Source organism: Sphingomonas sp. SUN019 (assembly GCF_024758705.1).
Classification (GTDB): domain Bacteria; phylum Pseudomonadota; class Alphaproteobacteria; order Sphingomonadales; family Sphingomonadaceae; genus Sphingomonas.
Genome location: NZ_CP096971.1, coordinates 1,269,160 through 1,291,217, shown reverse-complemented (window position 1 = coordinate 1,291,217; position 22,058 = coordinate 1,269,160). Strand labels below are relative to the sequence as shown.

19 protein-coding genes are annotated in these 22,058 nt (G+C 62.5%); 10 read left to right on the top strand and 9 right to left on the bottom strand.

Annotation, left to right across the window (positions count from 1 at the left end; all coding sequences use genetic code 11):
* Window positions 1–113: 113 nt before the first annotated feature.
* From M0208_RS06290 to M0208_RS06265, 6 genes are all read right to left on the bottom strand, one after another.
* Window positions 114–557, bottom strand: coding sequence for a MarR family transcriptional regulator (locus tag M0208_RS06290; RefSeq protein ID WP_258890870.1), 444 nt, complete (start codon window positions 555–557; stop codon window positions 114–116).
* Window positions 558–900: 343 nt separating this feature from the next.
* The gene (locus tag M0208_RS06285; RefSeq protein WP_258890869.1) at window positions 901–1,323 is read right to left on the bottom strand and encodes a hypothetical protein; all 423 of its coding nucleotides are present in this window, start codon (window positions 1,321–1,323) and stop codon (window positions 901–903) included.
* Between the two features lie 31 nt (window positions 1,324–1,354).
* Window positions 1,355–1,678 carry a hypothetical protein gene (locus M0208_RS06280; protein ID WP_258890868.1) on the bottom strand — a complete coding sequence of 108 codons (324 nt, stop codon included), beginning with the start codon at window positions 1,676–1,678 and terminating at the stop codon, window positions 1,355–1,357.
* Between the two features lie 42 nt (window positions 1,679–1,720).
* Window positions 1,721–2,191 (bottom strand): LuxR C-terminal-related transcriptional regulator, encoded by a 471-nt coding sequence (locus M0208_RS06275; protein ID WP_258890867.1) that lies wholly within the window; start codon window positions 2,189–2,191, stop codon window positions 1,721–1,723.
* A gap of 77 nt (window positions 2,192–2,268) precedes the next feature.
* Window positions 2,269–2,949: a GntR family transcriptional regulator gene (locus M0208_RS06270; protein ID WP_258890866.1), complete on the bottom strand. Its 681-nt coding sequence runs from the start codon at window positions 2,947–2,949 to the stop codon at window positions 2,269–2,271.
* Between the two features lie 295 nt (window positions 2,950–3,244).
* Window positions 3,245–3,730 carry a hypothetical protein gene (locus M0208_RS06265; protein WP_258890865.1) on the bottom strand — a complete coding sequence of 162 codons (486 nt, stop codon included), beginning with the start codon at window positions 3,728–3,730 and terminating at the stop codon, window positions 3,245–3,247.
* A 693-nt stretch (window positions 3,731–4,423) separates the two neighbouring features.
* On the opposite strand from M0208_RS06265, the gene M0208_RS06260 reads away from it, so the two are divergent.
* From M0208_RS06260 to M0208_RS06230, 7 genes are all read left to right on the top strand, one after another.
* Window positions 4,424–5,155 (top strand): ImuA family protein, encoded by a 732-nt coding sequence (locus tag M0208_RS06260; RefSeq protein WP_258890864.1) that lies wholly within the window; start codon window positions 4,424–4,426, stop codon window positions 5,153–5,155.
* Window positions 5,076–6,626: a DNA polymerase Y family protein gene (locus M0208_RS06255; RefSeq protein ID WP_258890863.1), complete on the top strand. Its 1,551-nt coding sequence runs from the start codon at window positions 5,076–5,078 to the stop codon at window positions 6,624–6,626. Before M0208_RS06260 ends, M0208_RS06255 begins: the two co-directional genes overlap by 80 nt.
* Before the next feature lie 31 nt (window positions 6,627–6,657).
* Entirely contained in the window at window positions 6,658–9,990 is a 3,333-nt protein-coding gene (locus M0208_RS06250) for an error-prone DNA polymerase (RefSeq protein WP_258890862.1), read from the top strand.
* Window positions 9,991–10,055: 65 nt separating this feature from the next.
* The gene (locus M0208_RS06245) at window positions 10,056–10,505 is read left to right on the top strand and encodes a hypothetical protein (protein ID WP_258890861.1); all 450 of its coding nucleotides are present in this window, start codon (window positions 10,056–10,058) and stop codon (window positions 10,503–10,505) included.
* Between the two features lie 13 nt (window positions 10,506–10,518).
* Window positions 10,519–10,836 (top strand): hypothetical protein, encoded by a 318-nt coding sequence (locus M0208_RS06240; RefSeq protein ID WP_258890860.1) that lies wholly within the window; start codon window positions 10,519–10,521, stop codon window positions 10,834–10,836.
* On the top strand, window positions 10,833–11,489 hold the full coding sequence (locus M0208_RS06235; protein ID WP_258890859.1) for an SOS response-associated peptidase family protein: 657 nt from the start codon (window positions 10,833–10,835) through the stop codon (window positions 11,487–11,489). Before M0208_RS06240 ends, M0208_RS06235 begins: the two co-directional genes overlap by 4 nt.
* Window positions 11,490–11,527: 38 nt before the next feature.
* Entirely contained in the window at window positions 11,528–12,184 is a 657-nt protein-coding gene (locus M0208_RS06230) for an SOS response-associated peptidase (RefSeq protein ID WP_258890858.1), read from the top strand.
* A 266-nt stretch (window positions 12,185–12,450) separates the two neighbouring features.
* On the opposite strand, the gene M0208_RS06225 is transcribed toward M0208_RS06230, so the two are convergent.
* Window positions 12,451–12,936, bottom strand: a complete 486-nt coding sequence (locus M0208_RS06225; RefSeq protein ID WP_258890857.1) for a BLUF domain-containing protein — start codon at window positions 12,934–12,936, stop codon at window positions 12,451–12,453.
* A 342-nt stretch (window positions 12,937–13,278) separates the two neighbouring features.
* Between M0208_RS06225 and M0208_RS06220 the strand changes: the two genes are divergently transcribed.
* The 3 genes from M0208_RS06220 to M0208_RS06210 all read left to right on the top strand — a co-directional run bounded on the left by M0208_RS06220 (window position 13,279) and on the right by M0208_RS06210 (window position 15,804).
* The gene (locus tag M0208_RS06220; protein ID WP_258890856.1) at window positions 13,279–13,545 is read left to right on the top strand and encodes a hypothetical protein; all 267 of its coding nucleotides are present in this window, start codon (window positions 13,279–13,281) and stop codon (window positions 13,543–13,545) included.
* 39 nt (window positions 13,546–13,584) lie between these two features.
* On the top strand, window positions 13,585–14,196 hold the full coding sequence (locus M0208_RS06215) for an alpha/beta fold hydrolase (RefSeq protein WP_408988138.1): 612 nt from the start codon (window positions 13,585–13,587) through the stop codon (window positions 14,194–14,196).
* A gap of 321 nt (window positions 14,197–14,517) precedes the next feature.
* Window positions 14,518–15,804 (top strand): serine hydrolase, encoded by a 1,287-nt coding sequence (locus tag M0208_RS06210; RefSeq protein ID WP_258890855.1) that lies wholly within the window; start codon window positions 14,518–14,520, stop codon window positions 15,802–15,804.
* 272 nt (window positions 15,805–16,076) lie between these two features.
* Here M0208_RS06210 and M0208_RS06205 read toward each other — a convergent pair whose 3' ends face one another.
* Window positions 16,077–17,987, bottom strand: a complete 1,911-nt coding sequence (locus M0208_RS06205) for a calcium-binding protein (RefSeq protein WP_258890854.1) — start codon at window positions 17,985–17,987, stop codon at window positions 16,077–16,079.
* Between the two features lie 1,038 nt (window positions 17,988–19,025).
* Window positions 19,026–21,998 (bottom strand): TonB-dependent siderophore receptor, encoded by a 2,973-nt coding sequence (locus M0208_RS06200; protein ID WP_258890853.1) that lies wholly within the window; start codon window positions 21,996–21,998, stop codon window positions 19,026–19,028.
* Window positions 21,999–22,058 lie beyond the last annotated feature (60 nt).

The window sequence follows — 22,058 nt, the reverse complement described above, 5'->3', positions numbered from 1 at the left end:
TCTTGGGGTTTCCACGCCCCACGCCCCGCTAGGGACGCGCGGACACCATAGTCGATCGTAGTGCTGCAACGCAATCAGGCGGCTGGCGGTGGCGTGGTATCCGTCAGCATCAGTCAGCCCTTCAGGACCTGCCATTGCCGCAACAGACCACCAATTCGCTCGAATAGATCGCAGGACAGGCGCACGAACGTGCGGCGGCCATCATGCGGATCTCGCTCCGCAACAAGATCGCCGTCGCGAACGAGCCGGCGGATTCGTCGGAGCGCCGTGCTTTGGGAAACGTTGGCGGCGACGATCAGGCTCGATGTTGCGACTTTCTCGCCATGTACCTGCGCTGAAAACAGGTCGAGCATGATATCCCAGCTGGGGTCGGCGAAATGATGTGCACCGAGCACATCCTCGCGCTTGCGCCTCTGACGAAGAATCCAGGTCGCCAAAGCAGCCTCCGCAAGAAAGCGCGAGCGGAGATTATCGGACAACTGCCCATTTCTGGAGTCATCGAGGGTCACGGTCGTGGAAACACTCGGCGGTCTCGCGCGCGAGAACAGGGCGCGCATCGTACCGCGCGCGGCTGACCGAGCGAGGACACCGATGCTGTCGCGGTCGCTACGGCGGTGGTGCAAGCATGGCCCTTACTCGGCGGCAATCCGAACTGGCGCATCGGCGGGTCGATCTACCGACCCACGGGCGTGGCGAGACATCGCCAAGACGAGCGACTTACGCTGTTTCCGATGTTGGCTTCAGCTGGCGGGTGTGCCCACCGGTCCATCCTCCACTGAAGAGAGTGCGCTTGCATCGAGTGCCGCGAAGCGCTGGCGTGCAATGTCGTGAAGAGGGTGGATGCTGCAATACCGCATCGGTAGTTGACGGTGGTCCACTTGGAGAATATTGTCGGCGGGTTCAGCTCATTTGCGACCGCCGTCGCCAGTGGCGCCATGACCCGACCGTCAGCAGCACAAGGCCAGGGTCGGCGGTCATCGCGCTGTTCGCGAGATAGACCGTGACATTCGTATCCGTGTTGAGCGCGCGTGCTACATGGGCGATCACCGAGTAAGCATGCAATGCGGTCAACCATATCGGCCAGTACCTGTCCGAACGCAGCGCGACCCGGCCCAAGCCGACAAGCAGCAGGACGTCGGTCGCAAACAACGCAGGCTCAAAGTTCGCGAAGTGCGCGAGCGGCTGCCATGCGACGAGTTTGGAGAAGCAGGTCGCGGCAAGGAGCATCCCCGCGACCTGCTTTTCGGGTCGGCCCCCGATCAGGAATGCTGTGGATACCGCAGTGGCAAGCAGCGAGTAGAAGACCACTACATGCGTCGGCATCATCCGGATCGATGGCCCATCTTCGTGGCAGTCACGCGCCAGCGGGCATCTTGGGACAGTCCCATTGATCGCCATACATCCTTTCCGCGTCGACATTTGTCTTCAAGAATTCAAGGCAGTCCGCGTGCAGCGTCACCGTGTCGCCGCGCAACTGTCCGAGCTGGACGCCGAGGTCCAAGTTGCGCTTCAACAGCCCGTGCCCCTGTGCTGCGGCAAGTCCGGCGCGTCCCCGCGCGTCCAACATCGCCAGTGTTACGCTGGCATTGTCGGCGATGGCGCGGTCGATCTGATCCTCCATTGATCGTAGCGGATGGCGCGGTGCCGCCAGATGGGCGATCTTCAAGCTAGTCTTCATCGACGATCCCTTCGGTACGATTTTCCAGCCCATTCGGAGGGATCACCGAAGCAGACGCTCCATCGGTTTCACATAGACCGTGTAGATCGCGACCGCGATGGCGACGCCGACGACCAGCGTCACCAAGAGCGCGACAATCCACAGCAGCCGGGCGTGAGCCGGGAGGCTGTTCGGTGCCCCGTCGATCGGGCGCAGCGGCAGAAAGCCGTCGCTTTTGGCGGCGTCATCCCGTCTCTGCGGTTCCGGTGGTACGATCAGTTCGGGAGGAATTTCAGGTACCGAAGGTCGATACCTCGAATTTCGAGAGGGGTCTTCAAATCTGGCTAAAGCGTCCGCGGCAGCGCGACGCCCGGGCGCACCAAGGATCTGAACTGCCTCGGTCAGGTAGGTGTTCACGGAATTCTCGCTCAGCGACAACTCGCGCGCGATCTCCTTTAGCCGGAACCGCTCGCGGTAGAGCCTGAGGACTTTGCGATGGCGCTCGGCAAGGAGTGGAAGCTGACTATCGTCCATGACTGGTATCTGGCGCGAATTACCGCACAATGACAGACACAAGGGCGTTCAAGGCGCGCACCGCCACCTGCCCGATCTCATTCGTCTGAGGCCACGATGTGCTTGCGTGCCGCTAGCCAGGCGAGTTGTGCGGCGTGGGCCATGCGCCGGCGGTGGTAGGCTCTGAGGCAACGTCGCAAGCTCGCGGCAGAGCCGGAAGTCATCGCGGCGCGCATCGTCTCAATCTCAACGGCGACATCAGGAAAAATTTCCTGTTCGACGAGACGGAACGCTGCCAGTCGCTCGCCGAGGCGACTTAATATCGCAGCAAATTCGGTATTCCCGGGTGCTCGCGCGATGGCATCAAACAATTCGTCGTAGTCGCCATCCTCGTCCCAGACTTGGGGTGCCTGGATGTTGGCGATCGTTTCCGGTGGTGCCCAATCGATCGCGAGCAGCAGGAGACGGGCGTGTACTTCGAGGAGGGCCCGCAGGTGAACTTCCGAGATCAGCAGCGGGCGCATGCCGCCGCGCGGGTGAGATTCTAGCAGTCCTTCGCCGAGCAATCGCATCGCCGCTTCTCGGACGGGTGTCGGCGACACCTCGAACTCGTGAGCGATTTTCGCAATATCCAACCTTGCATGTGACTCGATTGCTCCGTCGACGAGCGCGGCCTTCAGCCGCACGTAAACCGCCTCGCTCGTGCCGCCTCCCTGCGTCATTGCATCGCCCTTTGATGCCGAACTGTCGCCGATCTCGGCGCGGCGGCCGCGCGCCAACCCAGGTAGGTTTGTCGGCGCAGCTTAATGGGCGCGAGAACCCCGCGGCACGCAAGCACAATTGGTTTCGAATTGATCCTTTTCCTGAACGGACGGTCGCCTCGACCACCTCGTAAGGTCGTCTACGGGCGAGATGCTGCGATGGGTTGGCAGCCCTGAACTTTTGCTAAATCAGCTTCTACTTGCGGTGGACTGATCACTTACCCGCGTAATCTCAGGTGTAGCCGCCCACGTCGAAAAGGGCGGCAGTCGGGATACGCGAGGACGTCTTTTGTCGCTGATGCTGCGTCCAAATTTAGGCGTGTTCATGCCGACGGCCTGTCGGGTCGAAGTCGCCAAGCTTTTCCTCACGTTCGATCAGATCGGTGATGTGATGAGCCACGCGCTGTGCGACGAATCGAGCGGCCTGCGGACCCCACCGAGGATCGATCCTGTCGCTGTTGCCGCCAAGCGCCTGATCGAGTGCGTCCGGTAGCGCGTTGACGAATGTTTCCAGGAAAGCTGCAAGGCCGGACAATGCCCATTCGCTCGCCAGGTCCTGCCGACCGTAAAGTGCGAGCGTTAGTGCGCCGCGCGCAGGCAGGCCCGCCGCATCGAGCAACGCCAGCGCCTCGCTGGACGTCATGCCGCGCGAGCCACGCAATGCTCGCGAGATCTGATCCTTGCTGAGGCCCGCTCGCGGTACGAGGTCGCGTTGACGCTTACCGGACCGGGTGATGAGCATCGTCACGACCTGACGAAGCGTGTCGAGGTCGTGATCGGGGAGCGGATTGAGTGGCACGGTCAACCTCCATCCTATTCTTTCGAGCGTACAAGACGCACTGAAGAGAGTAGGGAAGTCACCAAATGTTGGAGCGATGATTGGTGCCAAATTGACCGCGACATGGCCGGGCGTTTCGCGTGCCACCGAAATGTGCGAGTAAGTTCAACATCTCAACACCGTTTGGGCGATTTCGCGGCGTCAAAGGCGACTCCGGCTAGTGGATATTTCTAATATTCGCGACGAATATAGCGGAAATAGCGAAGGTGATATGCGCGGCGTTGCGCTCGCGCACGCACCTTTGGTCTTCTTCAACGCTTGAAAGTTGGCATGCCGCTGTTCGCGGACGGCTGAGGCATCGCGTCACTCCGTGATCGCAAACGGCCCGGCAAGCGGTTGGCCGGGGCACTGAAGGTAGCTACGGTGGTCGCCGGTCCGGATGACGCGACGGCCGGGTCAGGATGATCCCGCCGACCCAAACCCAGATCGGCAAGGCTGCGATTGGCGAGGACGGCAGGACAACAGACAGAACGAAAAAGGTCGATCGAAAATCGGGCGTTGCCGACGAAAAATAATTGCTGCGCCGAAATCGCGCCGTTTCCGCCTTGCGGTGACTTCTCGGTGTCCGACGGGCCGCGATGATCGGATTGACATCGATGTGCCGTTCGGAACAAAAAAGGAACGAATCAACCGTTCCTGAGTCTGTCCGATGCCATGCACCATGTCACTATCCTCGCTGAACTGCGCGCTCGCATCGCCGTGGTCGAGGGGCCGCAGACGCATCGTGCGGCCATTCCGTTCGGAGTCGAGATGCTCGACCAGCGGCTCCCCGGCGGCGGTCTTGCGACGGGCGCTCTGCACGAGGTGGCAGGGAGTCCCGAACTGGCCGACGATGCGAGTGCGACGATCTTTCTCGCTGGAATCCTCGCACGCACCGAGGGGCCCGTCTTCTGGTGCCTGCGCTGGCGCGACCTGTTCGCGCCGGCGCTGCATCTCGCCGGACTTCATCCGGACCGCGTGATTCACGTCGAGGCGGGCAGCGACTCGGGCGTCCTGCTCGCGATGGAGGAATGCCTGCGGCACGCCGGCATCGCCGGCGTCGTTGGCGAGGTCACCAAATATCCGACCACCGCCTCCAAACGGCTCCAGCTGGCGGCGGAAGGATCGGGTGTCACCGCCTTCGTCTTCCGCCGCGCGTCGAAGATCGAGGTCGCGGCCGAAGGCACGGCGGCGGTCACCCGCTGGCGCATCACCGCCGCGCCGAGCGAAGCGCTCGGCATCCCGAGCCTCGGCCGGCCGCGCTGGCAGGTCGCTCTCGAACGCGTGCGGGGCGGCGAGCCGCGGCAATGGATCGTGGAGGGATGCGATGCGCAGGGTCGTATCGGTCTATCTACCGCACTGGTCGACCGACCGGTTGCGGCGGAAGACCGCCAAGCCGCCGCCTGACGCGCGCGCGCCGTCCGCGCCGCTGGTGACCGCGCTGGCCGAGCATGGCCGACGCGTCGTCGCCACCACCGACGCGGCGGCGCGGGCGCTCGGCATCGCGCCCGGCATGACCATCACCAAGGCGCGATCGTTCACCCGCGAACTGGACGTGATCGACGCCGACCCCGCCGCTGATCTCGACGGCCTGCGCCGACTCGCGCTGTGGGCCGGGCAGCGGTACGCACCCATTGTCGCGCCCGATCCGCCCGACGGGTTCTGGCTCGACGTAACCGGCTGCGCCTCGCTGTTCGACACCGAACGCGCGCTGATCAAGGATCTGCATCGCCGGATCGCGGGGTTCGGACTTGCGGTGCAGATTGCCGTCGCGGACACGGCCGGTTGCGCCCACGCGGTCGCGCGGCATGTGCCGGCCGGGCGGCCGATTACGATCGAGCCGGGCGACCACCGCAAGGCGATCGCCTTGCTGCCGATCGCGGCGCTTCGCGTCGACGTCGGCTTGGTCGATGGGCTGCGCAAGCTGGGCTTCGAACGGATCGAGCAACTGATCGGCACCCCGCGCGCGCCGCTCGCCAAGCGGTTCGGACGGACGCTTCACCGTCGCCTCGACCAAGCGCTCGGGTTCGTCCCCGAGCCGATCGAGGCGATCTTTCCCGAGTACCTCCCGTGCTGCCGACGGGGGTTCATGGAGCCGCTCGTGACCGCCGAAGCATTTGGTCAGGTGATCGCCGATCTGGCCAGTGACATCGCCGAGCAGCTCGTTTGCATCAGCAAGGGCGCGCGGCGTCTCGACTGCTATTTCCACCGTGTCGATGGGCACAATCAGGCGATCCGGATCGGCACCGCCGCGCCATCACGCGACGCCGCCCACCTCGCCAAACTGCTTGCCGCGAAGATCGAGACGATTGATCCGGGCCTCGGCATCGAAGCGATGACCCTCGTCGCGCCGCTTGTCGAGACGCTGGGCGCCCTGCAGGGCGAAGGTCTAGAAAGCGTGGCCAAGCGCGGCCCCGACCTCGCCGGGCTGGTCGATGCACTCGCCAACCGGTTCGGTCAGGGCCGCCTGTACCGCACGATCCCGCAGGCAAGCGCGATGCCCGAACGCTCGATCGCGCGCGCGCCCGCACTGTGCGTCCCCGGGGGCGCGACATGGCACGACGATCTGCCACGCCCGAGCCGGATGCTGAACCCACCCGAGGCGATCGACGTGACTGCGATGCTGCCCGACCATCCTCCTGCGATGTTCGTGTGGCGCGGGAAACGGTTCCGCGTCGCGCAGGCCGATGGCCCGGAGCGGCTGTACGGCGAATGGTGGCGCGACGCCGGGATCGAGATCGACCGCCCCTATACCGTTCGCGACTATTTCCAGGTCGAGACCATCAGCGGAGGCCGCTACTGGTTGTTCCGGCTCGGCGACGGTGAAAATGCGGCGACCGGCGCGATGCGCTGGTTCGTCCACGGTGCGTTCGCGTGACGAGACAACTGCGGATGGGTGTAGCGATGTGATGTGTGCGGAACGCGATGACGACGGCGCATCTCGGTACGTCGAACTGCAGGTCACAACCCATTTCAGTTTCCTGCGCGGCGCCTCGTCGCCCGAGGAACTGTTCGCCGCGGCCGCGGTGCTCGGTCTCCCCGCGCTCGGGATCGTCGATCGCAATTCGGTCGCCGGGATCGTCCGCGCATGGGATGCCGAGAAGACCACCGGCGTGCGCGCGATCGTCGGCTGCCGGCTCGACCTGACGGACGGCACCGCGCTGCTGATCTATCCGACGAGCCGGACCGCCTATAGCGGGATGTGCCGGTTGCTCAGCGTCGGCAAGGGCCGGGCCGGCAAGGGCGCGTGTCACCTGGGTTGGGACGACGTTTCGGAATGGAGCGATGGGCTGATCGCGATGCTGGCGCCCGATCGCGCCGACGCCGCCACCGAGGCGGCGGTCGCCAGGACTAGGCGCATCTTCGGGGATCGCGCCTATCTCGCATTGGCGATCCGGCGTCATCCACGCGACGCCGTCCGGCTGCGCGATCTGGCGGCGATCGCGGCGGCGGCGCGGGTGCCGACCGTCGCGACCGGCGATATCCTCTACCATGCGCCCGACCGCAGGCTATTGCAGGACGTCGTCACCTGCATTCGCGGGAAATGCACGATCGACCAGCTCGGCGACCGGCGCGAACGCGTCGCCGACCGGCATCTCAAACCTGCGGCGGAAATGGCGCGGCTGTTCCGGCGTTATCTGAAGGATACCAGCCCGGTGGCGCGCAGCGTCGAGCTGGCCGCGCGCTGCACGTTCAGCCTCGAGGAGCTGAAGTACCAATATCCCGACGAAACGCGCGTGCCCGGCCGCACCCCGCAACAGGAACTCGAGCGGCTGACTTGGGCCAAGGCGCCCGAGCGTTATCCCGAGGGTCTCGACGGTAAGGTGCGCGCTCAGCTCGAACACGAACTGCGGCTGATCGCCCAACTCGACTATGCGCCCTATTTCCTGACCGTCCACGCGATCGTCGCGTTCGCGCGCAGCCGCGACATTCTGTGCCAAGGCCGCGGCTCGGCGGCCAATTCGGCGGTCTGCTACGTGCTCGGCGTCACCTCGATCGACCCGGTCCGGTCGGAATTGCTGTTCGAGCGGTTCGTCTCGGCCGAGCGCCGCGAGCCGCCCGACATCGACGTCGATTTCGAGCACGAGCGCCGCGAGGAAGTGATCCAGTGGATCTACGAGACCTATGGCCGCACGCGCTCGGCGCTGACCGCGGTCGTCACCCGCTACCGCGCGCGCGGGGCGGTGCGCGAGGTCGGCAAAGCGCTGGGACTGAGCGAGGACGCGACCGCCGGCCTCGCGTCCTCGGTCTGGGGCTGGAGCCGCGAGGGCGTCGAGGAGAAGCATGCCGTCGAACTCAACATGGACCTCGGCGACCGCCGCCTGGCGCTCACGCTCGATCTGGCGCGGCAGTTGATCAACACGCCGCGGCATCTGTCGCAGCATCCCGGCGGGTTCGTACTGACCCGCGACCGGCTGGACGAGCTGGTGCCGATCGAGCCCGCCGCGATGGAAGATCGCCAGGTCATCGAATGGGACAAGGACGATATCGACGCGCTGGGCTTTATGAAGGTCGATGTGCTCGCACTCGGCATGCTGTCGTGCATGCGCCGCGCCTTCGAGTTTCTCGAAACCGACAAGGGTCTGAAGGTCGATCTCGCGACGATACCGGCCGAAGACCCGGCGACCTATGCGATGATCCGCAAGGCTGACACGCTGGGCGTGTTCCAGATCGAGAGCCGCGCGCAGATGGCGTCGATCCCGTTGATGGCGCCGCGCACCTTCTACGACCTCGTCATCCAGGTCGCGATCGTCCGGCCCGGCCCGATTCAGGGCGACATGGTCCATCCCTACCGCCGCCGGCGCAACGGCCAGGAGGAAGTGACCTATCCAACCCCGGAGCTGCGCCGCGTGCTCGAGAAGACGCTCGGCGTGCCCCTCTTTCAAGAGCAGGCGATGCGGGTCGCGATCGAATGCGCTGGCTTTACCGCCAGTGAAGCCGATCTGCTGCGCCGCGCGATGGCGACCTTCAAGCTGACCGGCGGCGTCTCGCATTTCCGCGACAAGCTGATCGAAGGCATGGTCGCGCGCGGGTACGAGCGCGCGTTCGCCGAGAAGACGTTCAAGCAGATCGAGGGATTCGGCTCCTACGGCTTTCCCGAAAGCCACGCCGCGAGCTTCGCGCTGATCGCCTACGCTTCGTCGTGGATGAAATGCCATCATCCCGACGCTTTCTGCGCGGCGCTGCTCAACGCGCAGCCAATGGGCTTCTACGCGCCGGCGCAGATCGTCCGCGATGCCCGCAACCACGGCGTCGACGTGCGGCCGATCGACGTCAATGCGAGCCGCTGGGATTGCACGCTGGAAGACACCGGTGGGTCCTACAAGGCGGTGCGGCTCGGGCTGCGGATGGCGCGCGACCTGGCCAACGCCGATGCGGCCGCGATCGTCACGGCGCGCGGCGACGATCCGTACACGTCGGTCGAGGAAATCCAGCGCCGCGCCGGAGTCGGTCGCGGCGCGCTCGACCGGATCAGCGATGCCGATGGGTTCGGCTCGCTCGGCGCGGGCCGGCGCGCCGGGCTATGGGACGTGAAGGGGTTGGGCGATGCCGCTCTGCCGCTGTTCGCCGCGGCGGACACGCGCGACGGTCGGCTGCGGCAGGAGGCGATCGAGCCGACGGTGATGCTGGCGCCGATGGGCGAAGGGGCCGAAGTGGTCGAGGATTATCGCGCATCGGGCCTGAGCCTGCGGGCACACCCGCTTGCGTTCCTGCGTGACGAACTGACGGCGCGCCGCATGATTACGTGCGCGGAACTCCATTCGGTCAGGGACGGTCGCTATGTCGAACTCGCCGGGATCGTCCTCCTTCGCCAGAAGCCCGGCTCGGCCAAGGGGGTGATGTTCATCACGTTGGAGGACGAAACCGAGGTCGCCAATCTCGTCGTCTGGACCAAGATTTTCGAGGCCAACCGCCGCACCGTATTGGCTGCATCGATGATGGGGGTGCGCGGCCAAGTGCAGCGCGAGGGCGAGGTCATCCATGTGATCGCCCGACGGCTCGACGATCTGTCGCCGTTGCTGGCCAGCGTCGGCGGACGGGCGGACGTCGCCAATATTTATCGCATGGCGCGCGCCGACGGCGCGAAGAATGGCGGCGGTCCCGATTACCGTGACCCCGCGGAACGACCGCTCGGCAAGGGGCCGCGCGACATCTATATTCCCGATCTCCGGCTGGGGTCGGGCATCATTCCGGGCCAGCCGACCGAGGGGATCAAGGTCAAGCCGCGCGACTTCCGTTGATCAGACTTTTGTTTGTTCGTCATTTGTTCTATAAAGCAGTCGACTCGACGGTGCTGGAGTGCTTCGTGGGAAAGATCGACGACATGCGTCATTGGCTTGCTGCCGAGACTTCAGACGAGGAACGCGCCGCGATCGAGCGGCGGGTGAATCCGCCCGGCGGCGGGCTTGCCGCCCTGAATGTGGTCGCAATTACCGGTCTGCAGATGCGCGCCGCGATCGAAGCTATCCAGCATGTCCCGGTGCGCAGCGATGCCGACGTCGTCGACCACGCACGCATCCTGCGCGCGTTCGCGCAGGAATATGGTTTTTCGGAAGACGCCGGAGCTGCCTTCCACGCCCGCGCGATCGCGATGGACACATGGTGCCACCGCCATGATCCATTTGGCCAGACCGATGTCGCCGCCTTCTTCGAAGCCGGCGCGACCTGTCCGCTGATCGAGACCGATGAGGGCGTGGTGTTCGATCCACAGATATTTGGCGATCTCATCGTCTTTATCGCCGAGTTGCCGTTTTAGAGAGGAATGCGAGTTGAGCCGGCTGTGGGACACGCCTGAATTCTGGGCCCGTGCCGAGGCTGACGAGGTGCTGCGCGATTATCCGGACACCGACACGCGTGCGCTCGCCGATATGTTCGAGCGGACGCGCAGCGGGTACGACGGCGATCCCGATCTCGCCCGCGCTATCGTCGGTGAGCTGCGCCGCCGTGCTGATGCCGGTATCCGGTTCTGGCCCATCGGCCCGTCGTTGGTCCCGCCGCACCCAACAACGCCGCTACACGACGGCGCGGCGACGGCTCGTGATCGGTCGCTGTCGAGTTGCGGCAGTTCCGCCGGGTTGCCGCGATGACCCGATTGTATTCGCTGGCGGCGTGCCTGGCGGATATCGAAGCGCAATTCGGTGCGGGTGGAAGCGACATCGTCGTTCCGACCGAAACGATCGAAGGCGATCCGGGATTGGTCGTGCTGGAGCGCGACGGCCGGCGGCTGCTCAAGTCGATGAGCTGGGGATTTCCACGATTGACCAGCGAAATGCGGCTGCGCGGCGATCCGCCCGGCCGAATCGGCTTGGTCGCCGACCTCACCAATCCGATGTGGGACAAGCTCGTCGTCGATCCGCGCTACCGCTGTCTGATCCCGCTCACCGATTTCGCTAATCCCCACGGCGATCCCGGTGCGAAGAAGCGCAGCTGGTTCTCAGTAAAGGGCGAGCAGCTGCTCGCCTGGGCGGGCTTTTGCCGCAACACTCTGGAATTTGGGCCGGTCTATACCGGCATGACGATGACCGCCAACGCGGTGGTCGAACCGTACAACGACCGGATGCCCGTTCTGCTCGGTCCTGCCGAATACGACCGTTGGCTGCACGGCGCGATCCAGGACGTCATCGGTTTCCAGTTCCGGCCTCCGGTCGGCGCGGACCGGATGACGATCAAGCACACCGACGATCTTTGGAAAAGCGGCAAGGTGCCGCCCAGTTTCCTGCCCCAGCCGACGATGCTCTGACGGGATGCGGCGCCGACGTTTCGTGATAAGCTCTCTCGATGTGCAACCTATACACCGTCCGTAAGAGCGCCGCCGAAGTCGCCGCGCATTTCGGCGTGTCGGCGCCGGACCAGCAATTCAACGCACCCGAAGAAAGCTATCCTGGTTCACCTGGCCTCGTGATCCGGGAGCAGGACGGCGTTCGGGTTCTGCAGTCCATGACCTGGGGCTTTCCGCTGCGCCTGAAAGGCATGAAGCCGGACTCGAAACCCAAGCCCGTCAATAATATCGCCGATGTCCGCAAGAATATGTGGATCGGACTCGCCCGCAAGGCCGAATGGCGATGCCTGATTCCTGTGACCGGCTTTGCCGAGGCCGAGGGACCGAAGGGGGCGAAGACACGCACCTGGTTTAGCGTTAAGGGTCAGGCCATTTTTGCTTGGGCCGGGCTATGGAGACAGAGCGCGGAATGGGGCGACGTGTATTCGGGCGTCATGACCAACTGCAACGAAGCGATCCGGCCGGTCCACAACCGGATGCCGGTGCTGTTGCAGCCTGACGAATATGATCAATGGCTGCGCGGGGAATTCGACGATGTGCTGGCTTTTCAGGAGCGGTGTTTTCCCGATGCTCTGATCGTGATGGAGCGGACATCCGAGCTTTGGTCGAAGCGGCCTGCAACCTCAGCGAATGTCGGAGTGAATTTGTTCGGTTAGTTGGCTCGATTTGGGGGAGAGTTTGGACGACCGCCACCCTGCAATTTTGGGTGGCCAAACACGGAAAGCGGACCTTCGTTCAGCGAGCTATCGGAGCCCAAAAGACCCAAATCCGGCCGTTCATGCTTCCTTTGCAGAGCCCCGCTTCGGACGCTCATTCGGGAGGCTCTTCCGCACGTCCACGCGGCAACAGCAGTCAATTGAGCCGTGAAAACTATGGTCCTTCCAGTGCCTAGGCTCGGGGGCGGATCGGCTCAAACTGACAGTTACTGATCTGATTGGCTGCGCCCCAACGACTGTAGCGGCCCCGAAGCGAGGTGCTTGAGAATACGCCTCAGTGCAGCGGCGTTGTGTTCGTCTTCAGCGCTCCCGAGCGCGTCCTGCAGTACCGCGCGGATGTCGTCGGCTTCTACCCGCTCCATCTCCCAATTGGGATACAGCCGCTCCCGCTTGCCCTCGCTGCGATCCAACGCGACGACATCGTAATGGCGCGGGTCGCGGTGCAAACTCGCGATCAGATTCTCTATTTGGGCGGGTGCTCCTTCGATCCATTGAAAGAAAACGCCGCTGCCAAAGACCAGAACGCCGGTGATGGCATGGGTGAGATTGCTGCGTTGAGCTAGCTCGACAATACGGCCAACCTCTTGGTCGTCAGCGCCGTCGGCGGCACGACTGCAGTAGAAGAAGGTGGCAAGCACGGGAGCGGGATCATTTAAATCAGCGCCACGTGGAAAACCGATTTCGTCGAGCATGGGAGGGCTTGCCTTGTCTAAACCGGGGCAGGACATACCGCCCGGTAAGTGAAGGTTAAGTTAGAGCATCGATCTTATTCGCGTAAGGATGCATTGAATCACCGCTCCTCTCAGACGAGCGCTAACTGCATTCAAACACCAGCCGCGCAACGGCTTCTATCGGCCGACCCCTGTGACGGTCCTTACCACCAAAAAGACCCAAACACGGCCGCTCATCGCCGATTGCCGGGTCCCCAACTTCAAACACCTGTTCATACTGCCAATGTGTACAAACGGCCGAAAAATGGCAGTTTGGACAGTCACTTCGTGGGGTTGTATTGGCTCCGTATGTTCTGCTCAGATATGAAGCCAAGCGTTGGCGCGACCTCGATCACGGCCGCGCCAGAGGCGCGTGTGGATGCGAACGACTTCGTCGTCATCGACGTGGAAATCGCCTGTTCCCGCGTCAGCAGCATATGCCAGATCGCCATCGTCGGTTTCCGAAATGGGCAGATCACGTTCGAATACGAGGCGCTGATCGACCCGTCGGCGATGGGCGAAGGCTTTCCGTTGCTGCAACCAGCGGTTTGGTTTCACCAGATCGACGACGTTTGGGATTCGGTCGCCTAGGGGCATTGGACCACCGAGGCGGTACGGCATCACCGGCTTATTCGTAGCCATCTGCGTGGCGTCGGTCGATCGGACCACGAACCACCACGGTGGACGTTCGACGCGCTTCTCAAAGATTTTGCCGCAGTGGTCGATCAGTCGGGCGTCGACCGGTTCGATATCCTGGGCCTGTCGCACGGCGCGCTGGTCGCAGTTGCCTATGCCGCCCGGCAGCCCGACCGCGTCCGAAAACTCGTGCTGTACGGCGGTTATGCCGCAGGGTTCGAAGTGCGCGGCGATCCCGAAGAAATCAAGCGCCGCAAGTCGCTGCTCAACATGGGTCGTATCTACCGCGACGGTAACCGTGAGGTGTTCGGCCGCATGCTTGGCGCACTGTACTGGCCCGGCGCGCGCGACACGATGATTGATTGGTTCAGCCAGCGTTTGAGCACGATCATGGGCCTGAACGAGTCGCTTCAGGAGGTCTTTCGCTCGCTCGATCTGCGTGAGGAATTGGGCTGGATCACCGCCGAAACTCTTGTCGCGCACAGTCTCGGTGACCGGATCATACCGCACTCATGCGCCGAAGAGATGGCGACACCGATCCCGCGCGCAGAACTAATGTCGCTGGAAAGTGGAGATCATATGCTTTTGGCATATGAGCCTGAATAGCTGAATTTTGCAGGCAATTTGCACAGTAGCATTTCGTCGCCATAGTCATTCAGCCGTCGATCGCGTTATTAGCCTGCGGTCACCGAAACTCGGAGTCGCCGAGATCGTTCTGTGAGAAATAATCGGAAGAATGTCGTTGTTGGACTAGGTTTTGGCGTCTCCGTGGTCTGTCACCGATCATCGACTTCGCGTTGGCGTTTTGATCCCGCGGCTTGCGGCCTACGGGCTTGCGGTCTCGCTGACCGGCCAAACTGGATTCGCGCAACCTTCCAAGCGACACACAATCCCGCTAACCGCGTAAGAAGGCGTTGAGGGTCGTTCATGAAATCACTGCTTCTGTGCGTTGCGGCGTTTGTTCTGGCGATTCCGTCCGCTACGCACGCTGACGCTCCGACGGGTGCCACAGCGGTGTCGAGCAAATTTCGGATCGATAAGGCGCGAATCGATCGAGCGCTTGCCGACATGGTGTCCAGCGGGCGTGCCGTGGGCGTCTCCGCCCTGCTTTGGGAGGACGGCCGCGAGGTCTATTTCGGAACCGCGGGTCGAGCCGATCGCGAGGCCCAACGCCCCATGCGACGCGATACGCTGGTCCAGATATATTCCATGACCAAGCCGGTCACCGGTGTCGCTTTAATGAAGCTGTGGGAGCAGGGAAGATTCAGACTCGACGATCCGCTTGCGCTCTATCTGCCCGAATTCGGTCAGACCAAAGTGTTCGCGGGCGTCGATGCGGCGGGCAAACCAGTCTTGCGGGCACCAGATCGTTCCATCCTGATTCGCGACATCCTTCGACACACCGCTGGCTTCGGCTACGGCGCTGGAGAAGATTATCCTGGGATGGAATGGTCGCGGTTCGACCCCTTGAAAGCCGATCATGATCTGGCCGAGTTCGGCCGCCGGCTTGCCAAGGTGCCATTGCTTTTCGATCCAGGTCGACGGTGGCACTACAGTGCCGCAGTAGATGTGCAGGCTCTTCTTGTTGAAAAACTCACGGGAGTTCCGTTCGAGAGCTACGTCCGCCAGCAAATCTTCGCGCCGCTTGGCATGAGGGAAAGCGCATGGACGCAACCCGAAAATCGCTTCCCCAGACTTGCCGCACTGTATGAAAAAAGCTCGGATGGAAAACTTCAGCGAGTATCCGAGCAGGAGCAGCGCGGCCTGAATTTTACTTCGGACCGAAAGCTCACGATGGGCGGCGCCGGGATAGTCTCGTCGGCCGACGACTATATGCGCTTTGCGCGCATGCTGTTGAACAACGGCAGCCTCGACGGCGTGCGCATACTCAAGCCATCGACCGTAAAGCTTATGGCTACCGATCAGCTCGACCCCCTCGTTACGGAACGCTCGTGGTTGCCCAGCAAGGGCAACGGAGGGTTCGGTATCGACTTTTTCGTCCGCACCGGTCAGCCGAGAGTCGCGAGCGAAAACCGAGGTGCTCTCGGCGAGTATTTTTGGGACGGAAGGGCCTCGACGCTATTCTGGGTTGATCCCGTAAACAATCTCACCGCAGTCTTCCTCGTACAGGTCTTCCCCTTTGACGGTACGCTCCATCGAGACTTCCGGCGCGCGGTGTACGGCGACTCCTATCTCGGGCCGAAGGGCGACTGACTGCTCGTGGCTGATTGGTCCGGTTCAATCTCGGATTGGCTGGGAAATCAACGCCTGCCGAGAACGCGAAGTGCGGTCGCTCCCGCAGCCGCGCAGCGCGCCAACGATCCGACCCCGGCGAGATCGGCCTCGCCACATCACTCGTCTTCATCTGACGAGCTAACGTACCACCGGCATCGTTTCTGGGAGCGCAAGTCAACGGGCATCCATTATTGCCTGAATTGGCTCGGCCCACACTCTCGGCGAAGCATGATTGCTCACGCCGCGATCGCTTAAAATAAAATATCCGACGCGCTAAAAGCCGTGACGTTCATTACTGTGATGACGCCGCCATTGAAATGCAGCTCGGCATTGCCATCAACATAAAAGATCTGAAGCCCGCCATTGGTAGGGTCGGCAGCTTCGGTCGCTCGTAAATCGATCACATCATCATTGTCGGGACGTTGCCCGAAGTCCCAGATGACGTCTGAGCCGGACAACCCGGTAAACACGAAGCGGTCGTTGCCCCCACCGCCCCATAGCTCGTCATTGCCGTCGCCTCCATCGAGCTTATCATCGCCATTCGCTGCTGCCACGCCAGCTCCCGAACCGCCATCGCCATACAGTTTGTCGGCACCACGTCCGCCCAGCAATATGTCGTTCCCGCCCCGTCCGCCCGCGGTAATTGTGACCGCATCACCATATAAGGTGTCGTCGCCATCACCGCCGAACAGGCGGTCGTTTGCACCCCGGCTGCCCGCCGAGATGACACCGACGTCGCCGTAAAGGGTATCGTCCCCGAGCTCGCCGTAGATCGCATCGCTCTGCCAGCCGCCAAACACTCTGTCGTCACCCCCGCCGCCGTAGAGCGCGTCTTCGCCCTTGTCGCCGAACACCAGGTCCGCGCCAAAACCCGCAAAGATCGCGTCGACGCCCTTTTCGCCGCTGATCTGGTCGTCGCCGAATCCGCCGGTCAACTGATCATTGCCGCCGGTTCCCTTGATCTTCTCCGCTGGCGGCGCGCCGTCCGCCGCAAAGAGCTGAACTTTGATCCCGCCATCAGAGCCCAGATCGGCCTCGTCGCCGGTCCAGGCGACCGCAAAGCGATCGCCGCCCAAGCTCGTAACGCTCGGATCTCCGCTGTTTATAACGGAGGGCGCGTTGACCTGAAACTCTTCGTCGAACCGCGCGCCATCCGCGTCGAACACCTGTGCGCGGATTGTCGACGCAGGTGCGGGTACGCCAGGCGCCTCGGCCCCATTTTGCCAAACAATGACAAATCGTCCGCCAGAAAGCGCGGCTACATCGGGGTTGAACTGATCGGCGGCGATCCCGGTGTTGACGGTGAAGGCGTCTGTTACCGCCTGGCCTCCGACGTCGAAAATTCGGGCCTTAACATCCGCGCCGGGGTCGCTGACCGGATCGTCCCCAAACGTGCCATCGCACCACACGACGACGAAATTGCCATTCGATAGCTGGGTGATGGAGGAATCCGGTTGGCCGCCCTTGGCATCGCCGATCTCAAAGGTCACGCCGCCTGTCCCATCGCGCCGAAGGATTTGTGCGTAGAAGGCAGGCGTACCGCCTTCCATGGCGTCCGCTTCGTCCCGGTAGCCAAACCACGTCACGACAAAATCCGTGTCGGATAGTGTCGCCACCGCCTTGGTGTCGACGCCGCTGTCCCAACCGTAGGAAAAGCGCGATTGGACCACGCCGGTGGAAAACCGCACTTCGCCCTCGCCGCTGGATTCGCCGCCCCAAACGGTCACGACGCCGCCGTCCCTAAAGGACGCAACCTCGGGGACGCGGTGATAATAGTCATATTCTGTAAAGAGCTCAGGCCCCGTCGCCTTTCCGTTTGCATCAAGATATTGAGTGTTCACCGACGTGCCCGGCAGGCTATTTTCCTCGCCGCTGCTATAGGCGATCGCGAATCCGCCATCGGCACGCGCCGTCACTGATGGACTGAACTGGGAGTCGGTGGTGAGTTTGTTGACTCGAAACTCGTTGGCGATCACCTGCCCGGGCAAGAGCGCGCGCGCCTGTATCTCGAAATCGAGATTGTCCAAACCACCCGATCTGAACTCGCTGCGCCAAGTTACGACAAAGCCGCCATCGGCGGCGCCTCCGATGTCAGGCGTGTCCTGAATACCGAAGGTGTTGCCAATGTTGACAAGGAACTCGCTGCCAATTCTGAACGGCATTTAGCTCACTCCTATTTTTCGCTACGCCAAAAGGCGTTCGGTAAGCGGGCGCATGCGCTGGCCGGAACGACTCGGTATCGCAATCGTGTCGGTGTTGGCAGATCGACCAAGGTACGAATGAGCCGCGCTGCGCGCTTTTTGCGATCAATCAGTGGTCGGGGCGTAAGACTTACCCTGCATCGTCAGGTTGGTGATCGCGTGCCGGGGCTACACCGTTTGGACTGGAGAGTTTGATCGATAGCAGATTGAAAGCCAAACGCTTTGGGACCGGACGCTTGATATTAACGTCATCTCGGCCGTTCTTTCTAACTCCCGGGCGCTTCCTCTCAAGCACCAGCACACTGGCCACGCAAAGGCCAAATATCCCGCCTGCAACTGTCGTCGTCAAAGCCCCGGCCACACGTCTGAAGTAGTGCTTGCCGAACAGCGAGTTAGTTGCATGGAGATGAAAACGTGCTTTTGGAAGTACGCTTGCTAGACGAATCGATTATAGCATCCTCGTTCGCGGTCGGGCAGTTCCCCCTTTTCTCGCAAGTCATGGAGCTGAAACAAGCAAATCGGCGGGCGAAGGTGGGGATGGAGGTTGAGTATGCAGGAGATTTTGGGTCCAAGATGAAACACGGGTTTAAGCCGCGTATGGGTCCCCAGCATTAATCCAGAATATTCAGTTTCTGCGCTTCTTCGTACAGTCGCGTAAACAATGCCCACATTCGACCCGTACAGTTTGCGAGTTTTTATGGGCCACGGGAGTCCGCTTTGAGCAAGCCGACGAGCGGTCTTGCTCCAGAACGAGCCAGTTGTTGGCATTCAGCGCCGTCGTGCGGCTTCCCGAAACCGGACGCTCATTCAGGCTCTGATTTCGACTCGGTTTGGCCCTCAGCCGCCCTTCTGTTTTGAGGGCGAAGTCTGCAAACAAGTAGCCGTAGATTTCGAAGCCGAAGCGCCGCTCAAGTCCGTCTCAATGAGACATCCGCCAAGAAATCGGCTGGGACTTCCTTGCTTGGCGAGGTTGTCGAGACAACACGCTAGGCGACTTTCCTAGTTCGACGAAATCTGCACCTTGGCGCCGGCGTAGATGAATCGTCCGACGCCTGACACCGGATAGAACAGGCTGGCGAAATCCGGTTGCTGGTCGAATACATTATTGGCACCGACGTAGAAGGTGAAGCGATCACCCGCGTCGACGCTGACCTGCACGTCATGCTCCCACCGCGGCTTGATGTAGAAATATTGTGGGTCAACGTAATCCGGGTCGCCGCCGCTGGTGGTGCGTTCGAAACGCAGCGTCCTGCCGAAATAATTGAGGCCGTAGTTCACCGTGAGCGGTCCATTGGTCCACGTCGCGTCGAGGTTGACCAGCCATTTCGGGGCCGCTCCGCCGTTGGTCGTGAGCGACTGGTTGCGTTCATTGGTCGGCGTCGCGCCGGGCGACCCGATGAATGTCAGCCGATCGAGATAGCCGCCGACCGCACGCAGGTTGAAGGTGCCGATATCACCGATGGTGAAGCGGTAGTTGAGGTTGAGATCGATACCGCGGGTCCGGAAATCTGCGACATTCTGCGGGATCAGCGTGAAGTTCGTGATCCGGCCCGGCGTCGCGCCGCCGACCGCACGGGTCAGGCCGGGGCAGAATTGATTGTCGAGTGTCGCCTGATCGACGCACAGTTCGGACAGCCGTTGCGCGGTGACCGTCGTAATCGCGTTGGCAAGCTTAATGTCATAACCGTCGATCGACGCCGACAGACCGGGCAGGAACCGCGGGCGCAGCACGATGCCGACCGTCTTGGTCTTCGCCGTTTCCTCGATCAGATCGGTGTTGCCAGCCTGATTGCCGGCCACCGAAGCCGAATTCGGGTCGACAAACGTCACCGGGTCGGCCCCGGCGGCGGTCAGCAGCGCCGCGCAATTGGCGGTGCGGCTAGGCGCACCGTTGTTGATGTTGGCGATGTCGCACGGATCGTTGATGAACTGGAACGTCTGGTTCGCCGGGTTGAACAGCTCGCCGATGTTCGGCGCACGCACCGCTTCCGCATAGGTGCCGCGAAAGCTGATGTCGGGGATCGGCGACCACCGGGCGTCGACCTTCCACGTCGTCGTGCGGCCGATCGTGCTGTAATCGGAAAAGCGGATCGCCGCCCCGAAGGCGAGTTCGTCGGCGAACGGCACGTGCTTCAGCAGCGGCGCGTTCAGCTCTGCGAAGATTTCCTTCACGTCGAAATGGCCGCGGGACGGGCTCAGGACATTGTTGAAGGTGAAGCCCGCGGTATCCTCCGGCGCGGGGGTCGAACGGCTGGCCTCGCGACGATATTCCGCGCCGATCGCGAAGCTGACCGGGCCACCGGGCAGCGCGAAGAGTTCGCCGAAATCGCCGCTGATCGATCCCGACAAGACGTGTTGCGTCAGCCGCGATCGCGCGGTGCTGGTGGTCGTGACGAAGGCGACCGCAGCGGGACTCGGCGATCCCTCGCCGAACAGGTTGAGCGACACACAGCCGCTGTTCGGACCGGGCGTGAACGATCCGAAATTGGTGATCCCCGGATTGGCGAAGGGCTGGCCGGGAAGCGCGGTCGGGTCAAGGTTCGACCGGCAGGTGACCGCCCCCGTCGCCGGATTGACCACCGCATCGACCGCCGAATAGAAGCGGTCGTTGAAGCGATTACCCAGCTGGTTGTTGTTTACCTTCGTTTCGCCATGAACATAGCTGACCTCGAACCGCGCGTGATCGGTGACCTTGCCGTCGAACCCGACGACCGAGCGGATCGTCCGGCGGGTAATATCCTCACCGCGAGTGCCGAGATCGAAATTGTCGCGGTTGACCAGCACGCCCTCGTTCGCGATCGCGATGTCGCGCAGCGAAGCGGGCAGATACGGGTTGTCGGGCTGGATCAGCACCGAAAAATCGAATGTCGGCTGGCTGATCGAAAAACTCTTCGTGTGGACATATTTGCCCTCCACGAAGAAGTTCACCGCTGGCGTGATCGAGACATGGCCGAGGGCGTTGACCGAATGACGCTCGATCGACGGCAGCAGATCGCCGATATAGTCTGCGCGCGGCGTTCCCGACCCGCCCTGCTGAAAGAATGGCGGGGCGAAGCGCCCCGGATCCCACGGTGATCCATCGAAGTTGAAATCGGGGACCCCGTCAAAATCGCTGTCGATGCCGCCACCCCGCGCGCTGTCGAAGAAGCGGACGTCGGTCAGCGGAATGTTGTCGGGAACGTTGGGATCGTCATCAGGATCATCGGGATTATTCTGGAAGGTCGTACGATTGCGGCTCAGGTTGCGCGTGCGCCTTTGCGAGTCGAGCCGGTCCTCCTTGCTGTATTCGTAGTTGAGCGCGATGTTGCCCGTGTCTCCAACGAAGTTGCGCCCCACGGTGATCGAGGCGAAGCGTTTGCCCGCGTCGCCGCGTTCCGAAATTCCGGCCTGCGCACGCGCGGTGATCCCGTCGAAATTGCGCTTCAGAACGAAATTGACGACCCCGGTCACCGCATCCGCGCCATAGATTGCGGACGCGCCGCCGGTCACGATGTCGACGCGGTCGATCAGGTCGACCGGAATGGTGTTGACGTCGACGTCCGCACCGCCCGGTACGGCGGCAACATGGCGGCGACCGTTGACTAGCACCAGCGTGCGGTTCGTGCCGAGGTTGCGCAGGTTCAGCAGGTTGATCCCGGTCGTGCCAATCCCGGCGTTCGAGCCAGCATTCGCGTTGCTGTCGGACGACCCGATCAGCGCGGGCGTCTGGGTCAAAAAATCGGTGATGTTGGTCTTGCCCGACTGGTCGATCTGCGCCGCGCCGAACGACTGGATCGGATTGGGCAATTCATAATCCGGACGCGTGATGCGCGTGCCCGTCACGATGATGTCGGACGTTTCGTAATCCGGGGCCGCCGCTACAGCGCCGATCTGATCCAGGGCCTGATCCGGAATTGTCTGGGCAAGGCAGACGGTGGCAAGCGCAACGCTCGCCACTGAACTGCCGAGCATGATCGCCGAAGCCCTTGGCATCTTCAATCGCCCCCATTCAAAACGCACTGGCGCCCCCCTGCACGCACTGCCTGCCGGTGA

Excerpts from the sequence above, each read along its gene's own strand:
- M0208_RS06290 (WP_258890870.1), bottom strand. The coding sequence starts at position 557 with ATGCGCGCCCTGTTCTCGCGCGCGAGACCGCCGAGTGTTTCCACGACC.
- M0208_RS06285 (WP_258890869.1), bottom strand. The coding sequence starts at position 1,323 with ATGCCGACGCATGTAGTGGTCTTCTACTCGCTGCTTGCCACTGCGGTA.
- M0208_RS06280 (WP_258890868.1), bottom strand. The coding sequence starts at position 1,678 with ATGAAGACTAGCTTGAAGATCGCCCATCTGGCGGCACCGCGCCATCCG.
- M0208_RS06275 (WP_258890867.1), bottom strand. The coding sequence starts at position 2,191 with ATGGACGATAGTCAGCTTCCACTCCTTGCCGAGCGCCATCGCAAAGTC.
- M0208_RS06260 (WP_258890864.1), top strand. The coding sequence starts at position 4,424 with ATGCACCATGTCACTATCCTCGCTGAACTGCGCGCTCGCATCGCCGTG.
- M0208_RS06255 (WP_258890863.1), top strand. The coding sequence starts at position 5,076 with ATGCGCAGGGTCGTATCGGTCTATCTACCGCACTGGTCGACCGACCGG.
- M0208_RS06250 (WP_258890862.1), top strand. The coding sequence starts at position 6,658 with ATGTGTGCGGAACGCGATGACGACGGCGCATCTCGGTACGTCGAACTG.
- M0208_RS06235 (WP_258890859.1), top strand. The coding sequence starts at position 10,833 with ATGACCCGATTGTATTCGCTGGCGGCGTGCCTGGCGGATATCGAAGCG.
- M0208_RS06230 (WP_258890858.1), top strand. The coding sequence starts at position 11,528 with ATGTGCAACCTATACACCGTCCGTAAGAGCGCCGCCGAAGTCGCCGCG.
- M0208_RS06225 (WP_258890857.1), bottom strand. The coding sequence starts at position 12,936 with ATGCTCGACGAAATCGGTTTTCCACGTGGCGCTGATTTAAATGATCCC.
- M0208_RS06220 (WP_258890856.1), top strand. The coding sequence starts at position 13,279 with ATGAAGCCAAGCGTTGGCGCGACCTCGATCACGGCCGCGCCAGAGGCG.
- M0208_RS06210 (WP_258890855.1), top strand. The coding sequence starts at position 14,518 with ATGAAATCACTGCTTCTGTGCGTTGCGGCGTTTGTTCTGGCGATTCCG.
- M0208_RS06205 (WP_258890854.1), bottom strand. The coding sequence starts at position 17,987 with ATGCCGTTCAGAATTGGCAGCGAGTTCCTTGTCAACATTGGCAACACC.
- M0208_RS06200 (WP_258890853.1), bottom strand. The coding sequence starts at position 21,998 with ATGCCAAGGGCTTCGGCGATCATGCTCGGCAGTTCAGTGGCGAGCGTT.